Source organism: Roseateles sp. (assembly GCF_031397715.1).
Lineage (GTDB): Bacteria > Pseudomonadota > Gammaproteobacteria > Burkholderiales > Burkholderiaceae_C > Paucibacter_A.
In genome coordinates this window covers 1-17,489 of record NZ_JANNMI010000125.1, presented here as the reverse complement: position 1 = coordinate 17,489, position 17,489 = coordinate 1, and the positions used below count along the sequence as shown (strand labels likewise).

At 66.0% G+C, this 17,489-nt stretch carries 13 protein-coding genes; 11 read left to right on the top strand and 2 right to left on the bottom strand.

Annotated features, from left to right (window positions below; all coding sequences use genetic code 11):
• Positions 1–594 (bottom strand): Crp/Fnr family transcriptional regulator (locus tag RMO57_RS05595; RefSeq protein ID WP_310384992.1); only part of this gene is annotated, 594 nt, incomplete at its 3' end.
• Between the two features lie 125 nt (positions 595–719).
• Positions 720–1,439 (bottom strand): Crp/Fnr family transcriptional regulator, encoded by a 720-nt coding sequence (locus RMO57_RS05590; protein ID WP_310384990.1) that lies wholly within the window; start codon positions 1,437–1,439, stop codon positions 720–722.
• 231 nt (positions 1,440–1,670) lie between these two features.
• On the opposite strand from RMO57_RS05590, the gene RMO57_RS05585 reads away from it, so the two are divergent.
• From RMO57_RS05585 to RMO57_RS05535, 11 genes are all read left to right on the top strand, one after another.
• Positions 1,671–2,657, top strand: a complete 987-nt coding sequence (locus RMO57_RS05585; protein WP_310384989.1) for a DnaJ C-terminal domain-containing protein — start codon at positions 1,671–1,673, stop codon at positions 2,655–2,657.
• A gap of 8 nt (positions 2,658–2,665) precedes the next feature.
• Entirely contained in the window at positions 2,666–2,977 is a 312-nt protein-coding gene (locus RMO57_RS05580; RefSeq protein ID WP_310384988.1) for a chaperone modulator CbpM, read from the top strand.
• A 72-nt stretch (positions 2,978–3,049) separates the two neighbouring features.
• A complete protein-coding gene (locus RMO57_RS05575; protein ID WP_310384987.1) occupies positions 3,050–3,601 on the top strand; it encodes an NAD(P)H-dependent oxidoreductase in 552 nt (183 codons plus the stop codon).
• A 273-nt stretch (positions 3,602–3,874) separates the two neighbouring features.
• Positions 3,875–4,249 (top strand): DUF4398 domain-containing protein, encoded by a 375-nt coding sequence (locus RMO57_RS05570; protein ID WP_310384985.1) that lies wholly within the window; start codon positions 3,875–3,877, stop codon positions 4,247–4,249.
• 92 nt (positions 4,250–4,341) lie between these two features.
• The gene (locus RMO57_RS05565; RefSeq protein WP_310384984.1) at positions 4,342–5,274 is read left to right on the top strand and encodes an OmpA family protein; all 933 of its coding nucleotides are present in this window, start codon (positions 4,342–4,344) and stop codon (positions 5,272–5,274) included.
• A 16-nt stretch (positions 5,275–5,290) separates the two neighbouring features.
• Positions 5,291–5,539 carry a hypothetical protein gene (locus RMO57_RS05560; protein ID WP_310384982.1) on the top strand — a complete coding sequence of 83 codons (249 nt, stop codon included), beginning with the start codon at positions 5,291–5,293 and terminating at the stop codon, positions 5,537–5,539.
• A gap of 12 nt (positions 5,540–5,551) precedes the next feature.
• Positions 5,552–14,146: a GH36-type glycosyl hydrolase domain-containing protein gene (locus RMO57_RS05555; RefSeq protein WP_310384980.1), complete on the top strand. Its 8,595-nt coding sequence runs from the start codon at positions 5,552–5,554 to the stop codon at positions 14,144–14,146.
• Between the two features lie 119 nt (positions 14,147–14,265).
• The gene (locus RMO57_RS05550) at positions 14,266–14,778 is read left to right on the top strand and encodes a ferritin-like domain-containing protein (protein WP_310384994.1); all 513 of its coding nucleotides are present in this window, start codon (positions 14,266–14,268) and stop codon (positions 14,776–14,778) included.
• 49 nt (positions 14,779–14,827) lie between these two features.
• Positions 14,828–15,163 (top strand): BON domain-containing protein, encoded by a 336-nt coding sequence (locus RMO57_RS05545; RefSeq protein WP_310384979.1) that lies wholly within the window; start codon positions 14,828–14,830, stop codon positions 15,161–15,163.
• A gap of 34 nt (positions 15,164–15,197) precedes the next feature.
• Positions 15,198–15,422 carry a CsbD family protein gene (locus tag RMO57_RS05540; protein ID WP_310384977.1) on the top strand — a complete coding sequence of 75 codons (225 nt, stop codon included), beginning with the start codon at positions 15,198–15,200 and terminating at the stop codon, positions 15,420–15,422.
• Between the two features lie 207 nt (positions 15,423–15,629).
• Positions 15,630–17,489 (top strand): PAS domain S-box protein (locus RMO57_RS05535; RefSeq protein WP_310384974.1); only part of this gene is annotated, 1,860 nt, incomplete at its 3' end.

The following is a 17,489-nucleotide window of genomic DNA, read 5'->3' as shown; positions in this document are numbered from 1 at the left end:
GCTCAGCTTCAGCGCCGCAGCGGTGACGCCTTCGCGGCGCACGCCCAGCAGATTGGCCAGTAACTCCTGCGTCATCATCAAGGCCTCGGAGGGCCGGCGGTCCAGGCCCAGCAGCAAGCGGCGGCATAGCAGTTGGTCGATCGAGTGGTAGCGGTTGCAGGCGGCCGTCTGCGCCACTTGTGCCATCAAGGTCTGGGTGTAGCGCAGCAACATGGTCTGGATCGCTCCGGCGCGGCCGACCTCATGCTTGACCAGCTGGGCCGGCAGACGCAGGCCCTGGCCGGCGCTTTGCACGACCGAGCGGCTGGGCGTGGCATTGCCGCCCATGAAGACCGAAATGCCGACCACGCCGTCACGGCCCACCACCGCAATTTCGGAGGAATCACCGTCCTGCGTCAGATACAGCAGCGAGACGATGGCCGTGGTGGGGAAGTACACATAGGCGGCGCTGCTGCCGGATTCGCACAACACTTGGCCGAGGCTTAAATGCACCGGCTCCAGGGCGACGACCCAACGTGCCAAGTCGGCTTCAGGCAAGCCGGCCAGCAGCTGGTTTTGGCAAGGCTTGCAGTTTGGGCTAGGGCTAGTTTTCAAGGCGGGCTCCGCTACGAACTTAGATGGCCCATCTTTGCCCCGCGCCGCCCAGCTGACCATCAGCCGTCGGCTGATCCCGCTGTCAACTCTGTCCTACAGACAGCCGCTCGGCCGCCGCAACTGCGTCACGTCGCCAAAACTTTGGGTAGCAAACGCTCATATTCCTTCTTGACCACGGCATAGCATTCGCAGGAGCGGCGCTCCAGGCCGGGCCGGTCCAGCACCGAGATATGGCCGCGCACATAGCGGATCAGGCCGGCTTGCTGCAATTTCAGCGCGCTTTCCGTCACGCCCTCGCGGCGCACGCCCAACATATTGGCGATCAATTCCTGCGTCATCACCAGCTCAAGGCTGCGCAGCCGGTCCAGGCTGAGCAGCAGCCAGCGGCAGAGCTGCTGGTCGAGCGAGTGGTGGCGGTTGCAGACCGCCGTTTGCGACATCTGTGTGATCAATGCTTGCGTGTAGCGCAGCAGCAGATGCATCACCGGGCCCGAGCGGTTGAACTCGTCCTTGATCGTCTGCGCCTTCAGCCGCAGGCCCTGGCCGGCGCTTTGTACCACCGCGCGGCTGGGGGTGGAGTCGCCGCCCATGAACAGCGAGATGCCGACCAGGCCTTCGAAACCCACCACCGCAATCTCGGCCGAGGCGCCGTTTTGCATCACATAAAGCAAGGACACGATTGACGAAGTGGGGAAGTAGACATGGCTGAGCGTGCTGCCGGGCTCATACAGCACCATCCCCAGCGGCATGTCCACGCTTTCCAGATGTGGCAGCAAGCGCCGCCATTCCGGCTCCGGCAGTGCGTCCAGCAGGTGATTCCTACGGGTATGGGGGGGGGCGATCATCGAGGAACTCCAAAACGGCTAAGGGCGGGGAGACCGTATGTGGAGGGTCCAGAGCGGCAATCCCGGCAGTGTAGGGGTGTCGGGTGCGGCTGGTTTGTGTGCTGACGAATATAGGAGGTCGATGTTGTGCCGATTTGCCATTTTTTATGTGCGACGGCGCACAGACCGTGGACGTTGGCGGGGCTACTTTGTGCTTCGACACCTCCACTTGCAGAGCGCAACCCTATGGCCATGGCTTTCAAAGACTACTACCGCACGCTTGGCCTTGAACGCAGTGCCACGGCCGAGCAAATCAAGCGTGCCTATCGCAAGCTGGCGCGCAAGTATCACCCCGATGTCAGCAAGGAGCCGGACGCGGAAGCCCGTTTCAAGGACATCGCCGAGGCGCACGAGGCGCTTTGCGACGTCGACAGGCGTGCCGCCTACGACAGCGTCGCCGCACAGGCTCAGGGCGGGCCCGCGTTCGCGCCGGCCGCGGGCTGGAGCGATGGCTTCGCGTTCAAGGGCGGTGGCTTTGCGGGCAACGCCGGGGGCGGCGACAGCAGCGACGGCATCCACAGTAGCTTCTTCGAGTCGCTGTTCGGCCGCCAAAGCGGGCGTGCGGCGCCGCATGGGGCGACGCCGCGCGCCGGCGCCGACCAGCATGCCAAGGTCAGCATTGATCTGCTCGACGCCTACCGGGGCGCGGCGCGCACGATCACCCTGCATGTGCCTGTGCATGAGGCGGGCGGCGCGGTGCGCATGCACAACAAGCAGATCTTGGTCAGCATCCCAAAAGGCATACGTGCGGGTCAGCATTTGCGGCTGGCGGGGCAGGGCCAAGCGGCCTCGGCCGACTCGCCAGGTGCGCCGGCCGGGGATCTCTATCTTGAGATCAACTTTTTGCCCCATCCGCGCTTTCGAGTCGAGGCCGGTGATGTGTATATGGATTTGCCGCTCGCACCCTGGGAGGCGGCGCTGGGTGCCACGGTGACGCTGCTGACACCGGGCGGCGAGCTTGAGCTGTCGGTGCCGCCGGGCTCCAAAAGCGGCCGCAAGCTCAGACTCAAAGGCCGCGGTTTGCCGGCTTTCGCCGAGGGTTCGGGCCAGGCCGGCGATCTGTATGCCGTCGTGCAGCTGCAATTGCCGCCGGCGGACAGCCCGACGGCCCAGGATGCTTACCGCGCCATGGCGGCGCAGTTCAGTAATTTCAATCCACGCGTTTCGTCGCAAGCCTGAGGTCAACCATGATGGCAATCAATCGGGTGCAAGGGCCGGCGATGCTGGTCGAGCAAGAGGTGCAGTTCACGCTCAGCGGGCTCAGCCAAGCCTGCCAAGCGGACGCTTTGCGGCTGGCCGAGTTGGTGCAGGAGGGTGTGTTCGGAGTGATGAGCGAGGACATGACGCAGTGGCGGTTCGAGGGTTCGGTACTGCACCGCGCGCGGCTGGCCCTGCGCCTGCAGCAGGAGCTGGATCTGGGCCCCCATGGCACGGCCCTGGTGTTGGACCTGCTGGACGAAATCTGTCAATTGCGACAGGAATTAGTTCGGCGGGGTTAGCGTGGCCTAACGCACAGATATTGCGGATTTTTGGGGCTAAGTTCGGACTTCCATGTTCCCCCGGAGTCCGCAATGCAAAACTATCAAGTCGCCGTGATCGTCGGCAGCCTGCGCCGTGCATCGTTCAATCAACAACTGGCGGGCGCCGCGATGCGCTTGGCGCCGAGCTGGATCAGCTTCAAGGCGATTGAGATCGGTGATTTGCCGCTCTACAACCAGGACGACGACGACCGCCCCTGTGCGGCGGTGCGGCGCTTGCGGGCCGATGTCAAGGCCTCACAGGGCCTGCTGTTTGTGACGCCCGAGTACAACCGCTCCATCCCCGGTGTGCTCAAGAACGCCATTGATCACGGCTCGCGCCCGTATGGTGAAAGTGTCTGGGCGGGCAAGCCGGCAGCGCTGCTGGGTGTGTCGGTGGGCGCCGCCGGCACCGCCCTGGCACAGCAGCATCTGCGCAATGTGCTGGCCTGTCTGGATGTGCCGACCATGGGCGTGCCCGAGGTCTTTTTACAGCACACGGCCGGCTTGTTTGATGCCGACGGCGGCTTCGGCGCCGGTAGCTTGGCCTTCATGCAGAGCTGGGTCGAGCATTACCTGGCCTGGCTCAAAAAACATGCGGACTGAGAGCATCCCAGGCCCCTATCTGCGTCCGGCGTTCGCGAAGAAACACGGGACGCAGAGGCCGCTGAGACGCGGAGCACGCTGAGATCGGCAAGGCTTTAGCTATTCCTCTGCGCGCTCTGCGGGCCTCGGCTGTTCGCTCTGCGTCCGTTTTGGTTTTGTTTCTCAAGACGCTATGTAGTCCCTGTCCGACAGCTGTTAGCGGGCTCGGCTGATGGTCAGGGCAGGGCCCCGTCGGCATCATGGCGATAGCACTTGAACACCATTGGAGAAGCCATGAATAACACTGCATTGAACCAACGCCGGCTGCCCCAGGCCGCGCTGAGCGCCGTCCTCGTCCTGCTGCTGGCGGCCTGCGCCGGCACACCACCGACCGCCCAAATGGCGGTCAGCAAGGCCGCAGTCGAGCGTGCCGACGCCTCGGCCGCCGTCGATGCGCCAGTAGAAATGGCGGCAGCTCGCCAGAAGCTAGCTGCGGCCAACGCGGCATTCGCCAACAAGGACTTCGAGCTGGCCCGCCGGCTGGCCGAGCAGGCCGAGGCCGATGCGGCACTGGCCGAGGGCCAAGCCCGCTCGGTGCGTTCCGCCAAGGCGCTGGCCGAGGTGCGTGAAGGCATCCGCCAGTTGCGTGACGAAATGTCGCGCAAGTAAACCAGCACAAGCCCGTCTGCCGCTGCCCGTCTGCCGCTGCCCATCTGCCGCTGCCCATCTGTAGCTGCCCATCTCTCAGGAAACCCCCCCCCATGAAATCATTTCTTTTTACTCCCAAGACCAGCAGCGTGCTGTTGACCGGCCTGTTGCTGGGTGCCTGTGCCAGCACGCCGCCGACGCCTCCGGCCGTGCTGACCGAAGCCCGCCAAGCGGTGCGCAGCGCCGAAGCCGACACCATGGTGCGCACCCATGCGCCGCTGGAGTTGAAGACCGCGACCGATTCGCTCAGTCGTGCCAATGCCATGCTGGCCAAGGGCGACACCGGCCCCGAGCTGGACAGCGCCGCCTATGTGGCCAACCAGCAAGCTCGCCGCGCCGTTGCGGTGGCGCTGGCCAAGAGCAATGATGCGGCCGTGACCGGCAGCGTCGCCGAACGCGAACGCGCGCGCGCCGACCAGCGCACGCAAGAACTGGCGGGGGCTCGCAATCAGACCGGCATTGCACAGCGCCAGACCGCTGCCGCCGAGCAAGCCACCGTAGCGGCGGTCGCCGTTGCCGCGGGTGCCCAGGCCGAAACCGCCAAGGCACAGTCGCAGTTGCAGGCTCAGCAGGCCGAGCTGGCCGCTTTGCAGGCGCAAAAAACCGAACGCGGCATGTTGGTGACCCTGGGCGATGTCTTGTTTGAGCTGAACCGGGCCGAAGTCAAGCCGGCAGCCCAGCAGTCGCTGCGCAAGTTGGCGGAGTTTTTGCAGCAGCAGCCGAATCGGCAGGTCTTGATCGAAGGCCACACCGACAACAGCGGCGGCAGTGCTTTGAATGAGAGCTTGTCGCTGCGTCGCGCCGATGCTGTCAAGGCGGCCTTGCTGGCTTCCGGCAGCAACTTGGCCGCCACCGGCATTTCGACGGTCGGCCATGGCGAGCGCTTCCCGGTGGCCGACAACGCCAGCGCCAGCAACCGGGCCTTGAACCGCCGGGTCGAGATCTATATCTCGGACAACGAGCAGCCCGTGCGTCCACGTCGCTGAACAACAGGGGACCGCTATGAAACACAACAACGCCAGCTCGGGTAGCGTTTGGAGCACGTCGTCCTTTGGTGACAGCGCCGACACCTCGCCGGGTGAGCTGCAGGCCATGGGCGAGCATCTGGGCCTGTGCCGCTCAAACCAGGGCCACAGCTTTCGCCTGCGTTGCGCGGCCGAGACCTTGCACGGCTTTGTGGCGCCCCGCTTCGTCACCAGCTTGCTGCTGGCGCTGCTGGTGTTGTTGCTGGGTGTCGCCTGGCTCGGCTGAGTGGTGGCGAAGATGGCTACGCGTGAGTTGCAGCGCTTGCTGCCCGAGGCATCGGCCATCCTGTGCGACATCCTGGGTGACCAGCGCGGCGCCCTGCAGTCCCCGATACGCTCGGAGATCTTTGGCCTGCAGCGCTTTGCGCAGCATGGCCGCAGCCTCGGCGTCACGCACAGCGCCGAGCGCTCGAGCGCTTTTGCGGCGAGCTTTTTTCCGCGCCTGCGCAGCAATATCGAGGTGCTGCGCCAGGCCCATCGCTATATCGGCGAGCAAGCCAAGACCGGCTATGACATCAGCCCGGCGGCCGAATGGCTGCTGGACAACTTTCATCTGATCGAGGCGCAGCTGAAGGAGGTTCACGAGGGCCTGCCGCGCAGCTACTTCCGTTCGCTGCCGGTCCTGCTGGCCGAGCCACTGGCCGGCCTGCCGCGCATCTACGGCGTCGCTTGGGCTTATGTGGCCCACACCGACGGCGCCTTTGACGAGGACCTGCTGCTGCAGTTCCTGACCGCCTACCAGGAAACCCGCGAACTCAGTCTCAGCGAGATCTGGGCCTTGCCGACCACCTTGCGGGTCGTGTTGGTGGAGAACCTGCGCCGCTTGGCCGAGCGGGTGGCCACCAACAAGGCGGCGCGCGAAGTCGCCAACCTGTGCTTTGACCGCATTGAAACCTTCACCGTGCCGGCGCTGGACACGCTGCTGGACCTGCTCACGCAGCGCGGCGTCGGGCGGGTTTTTCTGGCCCAGATGGCGCAGCGCCTGCAAGACCGGCGCACCACCGGTGACAGCCTCAGTGATTCAAGACGCGCGCGCTGGTTGAGTGAGGTCTTGCCCGATCTGGCGACCGTGCAACTGCAGCAAACCGCCGACCAGACCGCCGACAACCTCAGCGTCAGCAATGCGCTGACCAGCTTGCGCGCCATCGGCGATGCCGACTGGCCCGAGATCGTCGCCCGCAGCAGCAGCGTGATGCTGCTGATGATGGGCTCCGCGGTGTTCGAGGCCGAGCATATGGTCACGCGTGACCAAACCCTGCATGCGATCGAGCGGCTGGCGCGCCGCAGCGCACGCAGCGAAGTGGCGGTGGCGCAAGCCCTGCTGGCGCTGATGCGCAACCAGACCCAGGCGGATGCCGGCTACTGGCTCAGCGGTGCCGGCCGGCCGGCCTTGACGGCGGCGCTGGGCCTGCCCGAGCGCGCGGCGCTGCTGGAGCGTCTGTCCAGCCAATGCGTCAAGCAAGCCAGGCGCCTGGCGTTGCCCGGCTATTTGCTGGCGTTGCTGGGTGCCAGCGTCGGGCTGGTGGCGTGGCTGCTTCCCCAGCAGCAAGACGCCTGGCTGCTGACCGGCTTGGCGGCCTTGCTGATGCTGTTCCCGGCCTCCGAGGCGGTGGTGGCGGTGATCAACCGCTTGATCAGTGAGTCGGCGCGGCCCAGCCATCTGCGGCGCCTGGGCCTGGCCCACGGCATACCGCCCGAGCACCGGGTCTTGGTGGTGGTGCCGGCGATGTTGAGCAGCCCGGCCGCCGTGGTCGAGCTGGTGCATAGGCTGCACCTGCATTACCTGGCCAACCCGGAGCCGCAGGCGCAGTTCGCCTTGTTGAGCGATTGGCTGGATGCGGCCACGCCCGAACTGCCCGGCGACGCGCACCTGCTGGCGCTGGCCTGCAGCGAGCTGGCCGCGCTCAATTTGCGCCATCTGCAAGCTCCCGGAACCGAGCCAAGCACGCCGCGCTTCATCCTGTTGCACCGGCGGCGCCAGTTCAGCACGACCGAGCAGGCCTGGATGGGCTGGGAGCGCAAGCGCGGCAAGCTGGAGCAACTGATCTGCTTGTTGGCCGATCCGCCGACCGAAGCCGCGTTTGTCGAGCTGGGCGAGTTGTCGACGCCGATGAGCGAGATCCGCTACATCGTCACGCTGGACAGCGACACCCAGCTGCCGCCCGGCCGCCTGCGCGAGCTGGTCGGCGTGGCCGCCCACCCGCACAACCAACCACGCATGGACGCGAGCGGGCGCTTCATCGCCAGCGGCTATGGCATCTTGCAGCCGCGCGTGGTGACGCCGCTGCCGGCGCCCAAGGACTTCACCCGTTATCACTGGTTTTTTGCCGGCCAATGCGGCATCGACCCGTATAGCGCGGCCAGCTCCGAGGTCTATCAGGACCTGTTCCAGGAGGGCAGCTTCAGCGGCAAAGGCCTGCTCAATGTGCGGGCCCTGCATGCGGTACTGAGCCGGCGCCTGCCCGAGGGGCAGATCTTGAGCCACGACTTGCTGGAGGGTGCGCTGGCTCGCTGTGCGGCGGTCAGTGACATCACCGTGGTCGAGGATGCCCCCTTCCATGCCGAGGTGGCTGCCTCGCGCGTGCACCGCTGGACGCGTGGAGATTGGCAGTTACTGCCCATATTCCTGAACCCCTGGCGCTACCCGTTCCCGGCCGTCAGCCGCTGGAAGATGTTTGACAATCTGCGCCGCTCGCTGGTGGCACCGATGTCCCTGCTCTTGTTGATCACGGCTTTGGCGGGCGTGGGGCTGTCAGCGTGGGCCGCCCTGGGTCTGGTCTGGGCGGCGCTGTCGGCCGGGCCGCTGCTGGGTGCCTTGGCCGGCTTTGCGCCCAGCCGCGATGACCTGGCGCTGCGCCATTTCTACACCCGTGCGGCAACCGACCTGTTGCGCGCCTTGCTCAGTAGCCTGTGGTTGCTGGGCCAGCTGTTGCAGCAGGCCTTGATGGCGCTGGATGCCGTGGGCCGGGCGCTCTACCGGATGCTGTTCAGCCGCCGCTTGCTGCTGCAGTGGACCACCGCGGCGGCGGCGCAGGCGGCCGCCAAGACCGCCTTGCCGGCGGTGTTGCGCCAGCATTGGCCGGTGTCGGTGTTGGCGCTGCTGTTGTGGGCCGGCCTCTTGCTGACCGGCACTGCGTCGCCCTGGTTAACCTCATGGTTATGTCTGGCTTGGCTGAGCGCGCCGCTGGCCAGCTGGTGGGTCAGCCGGCCCAACCTGGCCTGTGAGCAGCCCGTCTTGCTGCCCGCCGAGCAGGTCTACCTGGCCGGCATTGCCCGCGACACCTGGCGCTTCTTCGAGCGCTGCGTCGGCCCGGACGACCGCCACCTGCCGCCCGACAATTTGCAGCTGGACCCGCATGACATGCTGGCCCACCGCACCTCGCCGACCAATATCGGCCTGTATCTGCTGGCGACGGCGTGCGCGCGCGAGTTTGGCTGGATAGGCACGCAAGACTTGCTGAATCGCTTGGAGGCCACACTGGCCAGCATGCTGCAGCTGGAACGCCACCGCGGCCATTTCCTCAACTGGTACGACACCGAGCGCGGCGCGGCGCTGTTGCCGATGTACGTCTCGACCGTGGACAGCGGCAATCTGTGCGGCCATTTGCTCGCCGCAGCCCAAGCCTGCCGGGCCTTGGCGGCCCAGCCGCAAGCTGGCCGCGCTGCTGCCGCGAGTGCGCGGGCCTTGCTGGCCGCGCAGCTGCGCCTCAGCCCCTTGCTGGCCGCCCGCTGCGGCGGCACGCCGGCTGTGCGGCAGCAACTGCGCTGGTGCCTGGGCGACCTGCGGGCAACGCGCCGCTCGGCCGCGCTGGACCGGCAAGCCACTGATGACGTCACGACCAGCCGGCGCTTGTTGGACCTGGCCGCAAGCTTCGAGCGCCTGTTCGCCGAGGCCGACTTCACCTTTCTCCACCACCCCAAGCGCCATCTGTTTCATATTGGCTACCGGGTCGCCGAGCAAGAGCTGGACTCGGGCTTTTACGACTTGCTGGCCTCGGAATCGCGGCTGACCAGCTTGCTGGCCATCGCCAAGGGTGATGTGCCGGTGCGCCATTGGGGCGCGCTCGGGCGGCCGTTTTTTGCGGTGGCCACGGCGGCCGGCCTGCGTTCCTGGTCGGGCTCGATGTTCGAGTACCTGATGCCCAGCCTGGTGCTGGACGAGCCACATGGCAGCGTCTTGCGCGAGGCTTGCCTGGCGGCGCTGCAGGAGCAGATTGAATTTGCCCGCCAGAACCAGACGCCCTGGGGCATTTCCGAATCGGCCTATGCCGGGCGCGACCACACCTTGGCCTACCAGTACGCGCCGCAGGGCGTGCCGCGGCTGGCGCTGCGGCGCACCCCGATCGATGAGTTGGTGATCGCACCCTATGCCACCGCGCTGGCGGCGCAGATCGCGCCGCAGGCCGCTTGCCGCAACTTCGCCGCCTTGGAGGCGCTGGGGGGTGAGTCTGGGAGCGTTCGAGGCCGCTATGGTTTCATCGAGGCGCTGGACTACACGCCCGCGATCCAAACTGGCAATGCCCGCTTCACCCCGGTCGTCACCTTCATGGCCCATCACCAGGGCATGAGCGTGGTGGCGCTGGCCAACGTTTTGCTGGGCGGGCCGGCGCAAGCCTGGGGCATGGCGCCGGCGCAGATTGAGGCGGTGGCGTCGCTGCTGCATGAGCGGGCGCCGCGCGAGGTGTCGGTGCTGTTCGAGCCCGCCGAAGGGCTCCAGGCCCACGCTCGCCAACAGCGCAGGCCCAGCTTGCTGCGCGAGGTGCTGCCGGGTGAGACCGCCGTGGCGCCGACCCATCTGCTCTCGAACGGGCGCTACAGCGTGTCGCTGCGCGCCAATGGCGCGGGCTGGAGCCGCTGGGGCCGGGTCGGCATCAGCCGCTGGCGCGACGACGCCTTGCGGGACGCGCTGGGCAGCTTCTTCTACCTGCGCGGCTTGGGCGGCACCGACGGTGCCACTGACACCAGCCTGGTGTCCATCACCCAACACCCGGCGCCCGACCCGGAGGCCCAGTACCTCAGCAGCTTTCATGCCGACCGGGTCTGCTTTGAGGCCACGTGGCCGCAGCTGCATGCCCACAGCACCATCTGGGTCAGCCCGGAGGACGATATCGAGTTTCGCCAGGTCGAGCTGCGCAATCTCAGTGACAGCACGCTTGCGTTCGAGCTGATCTCGGCCTTTGAAGTGACGCTGGCCGAGCAGCGCGCCGATGAGGCGCACCCGGCGTTTTCCAATCTATTCGTGCGCGCCGAATGGCAGGCCGAAGATCAGGCGCTGTTGTTTGAGCGCAAACCGCGCCTGGCCACCGAGCGGGGTTTGCTGGCCGTGCATTTTTTGGCCGACGGTGGCCAACATGTGCTGGATATGCGCTGCCAGACCGACCGCCAGCAATGGCAGGGCCGCAACCGCCCGGCAAACCAGCCCTTGGCCAATTTCGACTCCGGCCAGGACAGCGCCGAACTGAACACCGGTCTGGACCCGGTTTGCGCGCTGGCGCTGCGGCTGCGCATTGCGCCGCAGTCCAAGGTCACACTGACCTTTGCCACCGCCGCCTCCGACAGCCGCGCCACGCTGGACGCCGTCATCGACAAATACCGCCAGCCCAGCCATGTGCAGCGGGCCTCCTTGATGTCGGCCACCTTGACCGGCATCCGCCTGCGTACTTTGGGCCTGAGCGCGGAAAGCCTGACCGCGCTGCAGTCGGTGACCACCGCCCTGGTGCTGACGCTGACCCGGCCGCAAAGCCCGGCCGCCGCGCTTGGGGCCCCAAGCTTGCCAGGCATGGCCGGCCCGCTCTGCGACCGCCGCCTGCTCTGGCGCTTCGGAATCTCGGGCGACCGGCCCCTGATCCTGGTCTCGGCCGGCGTGTTGCAGGGCCTGGGCCTGCTGCGCAGCTTGGCCAAGGCACTGCGGCTGTGGTCTTGGGGTGGGGTGGCCTGCGATCTGGTGGTCGTCAACGCCGAGCCGATCTCCTATTTGATGGCCTTGCAGCGCGAACTGATGGCCTTGCGCGAGCGCCATCAGGCCGAGAACGCGGCCAACCAATCCGCCGGCCAGGACCTGACCGGCCTGCATGTGTTGCGCGCCGACGAGCTGTCACCGGCCGAACTCAGCACCCTGCAGACCCTGGCCTGCCTGCGCCTGCATGCAGACGGCCGGCCGCTGCCGCACCATATCCAGGACTGGCTGGACCAGCATGAACAGGCGCTGGACGCGCGCCAGGAAGCATCGACGGCGGCAGTGGGCGCCGATTCAGTGCGCGCCGCGGCGCCGTCGCAGGCGCAACCGACCTCACAATTCGTGGGTCAATTCGGCCCGCAAGGCGACTTCAACTTTGAGATTGACGCCCAGGCGCGGCCACTGCGGCCCTGGATCAATGTGCTGGCCAATAGCGACTTCGGGGCGCAAATCTCGGAGGCCGGCGGCGGCTACAGCTGGGCCTTGAACAGCCGCATGAATCAGCTCACGCCCTGGTCTAATGACCCGGTGGTGGACCAGCCGGGCGAATGGTTTTTGCTGCAGGACATGGCGACGCTGGCGGTTTGGAGCGTGGCACCCGGCGCTTGGGGGTCCGCACAGCTGAGCAGTTATCAGCTCAGCCATGGCCAGGGCTACAGCATGATCAAGCACCGGCGCGGCGACTTGGGCGTTACGGCGACTTGGTGCGTTGATGCGCAGAGCTCGGTCAAACAAATCACGCTTGCCTTCGTCAACCATGGCGGCCGCAGCTTGTCGCTGCGCGTGATCGGCATGGCCGAGTGGTTGATGGGCGCCAATCGGTCCGACCGCGCCAGCCTGTTGACCGCAGCTCGGCCCACGCGCGCCAGCGACAAGCGGCTGAACACCTTGTTGGCGACGCAAGCCGAGCGGGCCATGGGCTTTGGCGACGGCACCGCGTTCTTCGCGCTGGCCGCACCGACCGAGCCGGCCGCCCATGAAGGCCATGAGGGCCATGACGTGGACTGGACTTGCGACCGGCGCGAGTTCTTCGATGCGCGCGGCCGCTTGGTGCTGCCCGATCATTTCGGCAAACGCCAGGGCGCCGGCCTCGACCCCTGCGCCGCGCTGTCGACGACGCTGCGGCTGGCGCCGGGGGCGAGTGCGCAGCGGGTCTTTTTGCTCGGCTATGGCGCCAACCCGGCCGCCGCCACCGAGTTGGCCCAGCAGGCCGCCGCGGTGGCTCCGGCGCAGCGCCTAGCGGCCACGCGGGCGAGCTGGGATCAGCTGCTGGGTGCCACCCAGCTGGTCACACCCGACCCCTTGTTTGACGCCATGGTCAACCGCTGGCTGCTCTATCAGACCGTGTCCTGCCGGCTCTGGGCCAAGGCGGGCTTTTACCAGGCCGGCGGCGCCACCGGCTTTCGCGATCAGTTGCAGGACGCCATGGCGCTGGCCTGGGCGGCACCGGCGCTGCTGCGTCAGCAAATCGTGCTGTGCGCCTCGCGCCAGTTTGTTGAAGGCGATGTTCAGCATTGGTGGCACAGCCCGATGGGTGCGGGCGTGCGCACGCATTTCTCCGACGATTTACTGTGGCTGCCGCTGGCCTGCGCGCATTACCTGCGCTGCAGCGGCGACGCCGGCCTGCTGGATCAAAGCGTGCACTTCCTCGACGGTGCCGCCATCCCGCCCGGTGCCGAGGACGCCTATTACACGCCGACCCAAAGTGCGGAGACTGCTTCGGTCTACGAGCATGCCGCCCGCACGCTTGACCGCAGCCTGCGCGTGGGCCTGCATGGCCTGCCCTTGATGGGCAGCGGGGACTGGAATGACGGCATGAACCGGGTCGGCGCCGAGGGCCGTGGCGAGTCGGTCTGGCTGGCCTGGTTTTTGTGCAAGGTGGTGGCCGACTTTGTGCCGCTGGCGCGCGCACGCGGTGAAACTTTCCGTGCCGCCGCTTGGGAGGCCGCCGCAGCGGGTTGGCGCTCGGCGCTGATCGGGCCGGCCTGGGACGGCCAGTGGTTCAAGCGCGCCTTCTTCGACGACGGCCAGGCGCTGGGCAGCGGCCAGAACGCGGAAGCCCGGATTGACCTGATCGCGCAGGCCTGGAGCGTGCTGTCGGGGGCGGCGCCGGTGGCTCTGCAGCGCATGGCGATGGCTGCGGCGCAGACCCATCTGGTCGACGCAGACGCCGGCCTGCTGCGCCTGCTCGACCCGCCGCTGGCCGAGGCCGTCCCGAGCGCCGGCTATATCCAGGCCTATCCGCCGGGGGTGCGAGAGAACGGCGGCCAGTATTCGCATGCCGGCGTCTGGGCCCTGATGGCCAAGGCGCAGCTGGGCCTGACCGACCCGGCCGAGCAGGGGGCGGACGAACCGGTGGGCGATGTTGTCTATCGCTACTTCAGCTATCTGAGCCCGGCGCACCGGGCTGCCCACCCGCGGCGCGGCGCGGTCTATGCGACCGAGCCCTATGCGATGGCCGGTGATGTCTACAGCCAGCCGCCCTATGTCGGGCGGGGTGGTTGGAGTTGGTACACCGGTGCGGCGGCCTGGTTGCACCGGGCGGCGATCGAGTCCATTTGCGGGCTGCGGTTGGAGGCGCGCCAGCTCTCGTTCCAGCCCTGCCTGCCCAGCCACTGGCCGCGCGTCGAGTTGACGCTGAACCGCGAGGGCCGATTGATGCGCTTTGTGTTGCTGCGCTGTACGCCGGTCGAGGCGATTGCGGCCTTGGTGGGCGGCGGCGCGGCGGCCCAGCTCTTGCTGCCCGGTCAAAGCCTGGTTTGGCCTGACTTGCCGGCGCACAGCAGCTTTGTGATCCCGCTGCTGCCGGCCGCCACCGGCGCGACGGACCACAGCCCGGCGCGGCGTCTTCCTACAGCCGCAGGCGAAGCGCGCTGATGGCCCGCTTCGGTGCAAATTCCTAAAGTGGCCTTATCGCTTGGGACAGCCCCAAGTTCAACCAGGACAGCGCCATGACGCATCACAAGGATCACGACAGAGCCACACAGCAACCTGCGATGAAGCTGGACATGGTCGCCGTCGAGGCCGCCAAACACAGCCTCGATCAAGGCGCGGTGACGCCGGGCTATGGGCCCTGGGCCGGCGACATCATCAAGTTGCTGAATGATTCGCTGGCCACCGAATTGGTCTGCGTGCTGCGTTACAAGCGCCATCACTTCACCGCCCAAGGCTTGGCATCGCCGAAGATTGCCGAGGAATTCTTGGTGCATGCGAATGAAGAGTCAGCCCATGCTGATCTGTTGGCCCAGCGGATTGTGCAACTCGGCGGCGAGCCCGATTTTTCGCCTGCGACGCTGACCGAACGCAGCCATGCCGCCTATGACCAGTCCAGCGATCTGAAGGACATGATCCGCGCTAACTTGATTGCCGAGCGGGTGGCGATTGAGTGCTACAGCCAGCTCATCGCGTTGATCGGCGACAAAGACAGCACCACCCGCCGCATGCTCGAAAGCATCCTCAGCGATGAGCAGGAGCACGCCGACGAGCTCAAGGACTGGCTGGCGAACTGAGCCCGGCCGCGCATATATTTTTTTAACCCCCCACTGGAGACTCACCATCATGAACACACTCAATCTTCGCAATACCCTGGCCACCGCTGTTCTCGCGGTCACCGCCGCCGTCGCTCTGCTGTCGGCCACCGGTTGCGCCGTCACGCGCGGCCAGGAGCCGGTCGGTGCCTATATCGATGACAGCGCCATCACCACCGCCGTCAAGGCCCGCTTTGTTGAAAACACCCAAGTTGACGCCGCTGCCATCAGCGTGGAGACGATGAAGGGCACGGTGATGCTGTCTGGCTTCGCCAAGAACCAAAAGGAAAAGGACACGGCCCAAAGCCTGACCTGGAAGGTCAACGGCGTGAAGGCCGTCAAGAACGAAATCTCCGTTCGTCCTTGAAGCTGATTTACCCACAACACTTGAGGAGTTCGCCATGAATTGGGATCGCATCGAAGGCAATTGGAAACAGCTCACTGGCCGTGCCACCGAGCAATGGGGCAAGCTGAGCAACGACGACTTTGACGTCGTGGCCGGCCGCCGTGACATCTTGGCCGGCAAGATCCAGGAGCGCTACGGCGTGGCCAAGGACGAGGCCGAGAAGCAGATCAGCGCGTGGGAGCGTTCGGCCACCGATGATTGGTTTACGCCGAGTAAATGAGTGATTAGCACGGGTTACTAGCGGGATACTGGCGGTCTATGTACGTCAGCGTACAGACACCCGCCCACTCGCAGGCAATCATGCAGGCGCCAGCATCCGCAAGGGAGCTGGCGCCTGTCCGCCTTCTGTGGTCGATATCTTTAGGGGTCGGTCCGAAAAGCGTTCCCCCTTCGCTGGGTCCGTACACGCTTCTCTTTGATTGCCACCATGTTCGATGCTCAAGCGCCAACATCTCCAGCTTTACCGGATTTAGCGGATTTAGCGGATTTAGCGGCTTTACCTGATTTACCTGACTTACCTGCCGCACAAAATGTCGCCGTCGGCCAAGCGCTTGGCAACGAGCAGCGCCGTCAAGCCGCTCTGCTCAAGACCGGCGCGCTGCAAAACGCCATCCTCAACAGCGCCAATTTCTCCAGCATCGCGACCGACGAAAAGGGCGTGATCCAGCTCTTCAATGTCGGTGCCGAGCGGATGTTGGGTTATGCCGCCGTCGACGTGATGAACAAAATCACCCCGGCCGATATCTCCGACCCGCTGGAGGTGGTCGCACGTGCCGCCGCGCTGAGCCTGGAGCTGGAGACGCCCATCACGCCGGGTTTTGAGGCACTGGTCTTCAAGGCCTCGCGCGGCATCGAAGACATTTACGAGCTGACCTATATCCGCAAGGACGGCAGCCGCTTCCCGGCCGTCGTGTCGGTGACGGCGCTGCGCGATGTGGCCGGCGCCATCATTGGCTATTTGCTGATCGGCACCGACAACACCGCCCGCAAGCAGATCGAGGAAGAGCGCAAAAAGCTCGACCAGCGCCTGCGCGATCAGCAGTTCTATACCCGTTCGCTGATCGAGTCGAATATTGATGCCTTGATGACGACCGATCCGGCCGGCATCATTTCCGACGTCAACAAGCAGATGGAGGCGTTAACGGGCTGTACCCGTGACGAGTTGATCGGCGCGCCGTTCAAGAACTATTTCACCGACCCGCAGCGTGCCGAGGCCGGCATCAAGCGGGTGTTGGCCGAAAACAAGGTCACCAACTACGAGTTGACCGCGCTGGCGCGCGACGGCAAGCAAACGGTGGTGTCGTACAACGCCACCACGTTCTACGACCGCGACCGCAATTTGCAAGGCGTGTTTGCCGCCGCCCGTGACATCACCGAGCGCAAGGTGCTGGACCTGGTGCTGCAGGACGTCAACGTCGCGCTGGGCAGCGCCAAGGTCGCAGCGGAGAAGGCCAACCAGGCCAAGTCGGACTTTCTGTCCAGCATGAGCCATGAGCTGCGCTCGCCGCTGAACGCGATCCTGGGCTTTGCCCAGTTGATGGAAACGGGCGAGCCCCTGCCCACGCCCAGCCAGCAGGCCAGCATCGACCAGATTCTGCAGGCCGGCTGGTATTTGCTGGAGCTGATCAACGAGATTCTCGACCTGGCCTTGATCGAGTCGGGCAAGTTGTCGCTGTCGCCCGAGGCGATGTCGCTGACCGAGGTGCTGAATGATTGCCAGGCGATGATGGAGCCGCAGGCGCAGCGCGCCGGCATCCCGTTCAGCTTCACGCCCATCGATGGGCCCGCCTTTGTGATGGCCGACCGCACGCGGGTCAAACAGGTGCTGGTCAATCTGCTCTCCAACGCGATCAAGTACAACCGCAGCGGCGGCGCGGTGCGGGTGACTTGCAGCGTCTGTGACGGGGAGCAGGGGCGGCGGCTGCGCCTGAGTGTCGAGGACGACGGCGCGGGCTTGAGCGCGGCCGAGGTCGAGCAGTTGTTTCAGCCCTTTAACCGCTTGGGCCAGGAGGGCGGCGCCACCGAGGGCACCGGCATCGGCCTGGTGGTGTGCAAGCGCTTGGTGGAGTTGATGGGCGGCGCGATCGGGGTGCGCAGCGAGGTGGGCGTGGGCAGCGTGTTTTGGATCGAGTTGCTGCAGGCCGAGATGCCGCAGCTGCACGCGCTTGAAGCCAGCGAGCTTGGCCCCATGGGGCAGCCGCTGCCGCAGGCGCCCGGGCAGGCCACGTTGCTGTATGTGGAGGACAACCCGGCCAATCTGCTGCTGGTCGAAAAGCTGATCTCCCGG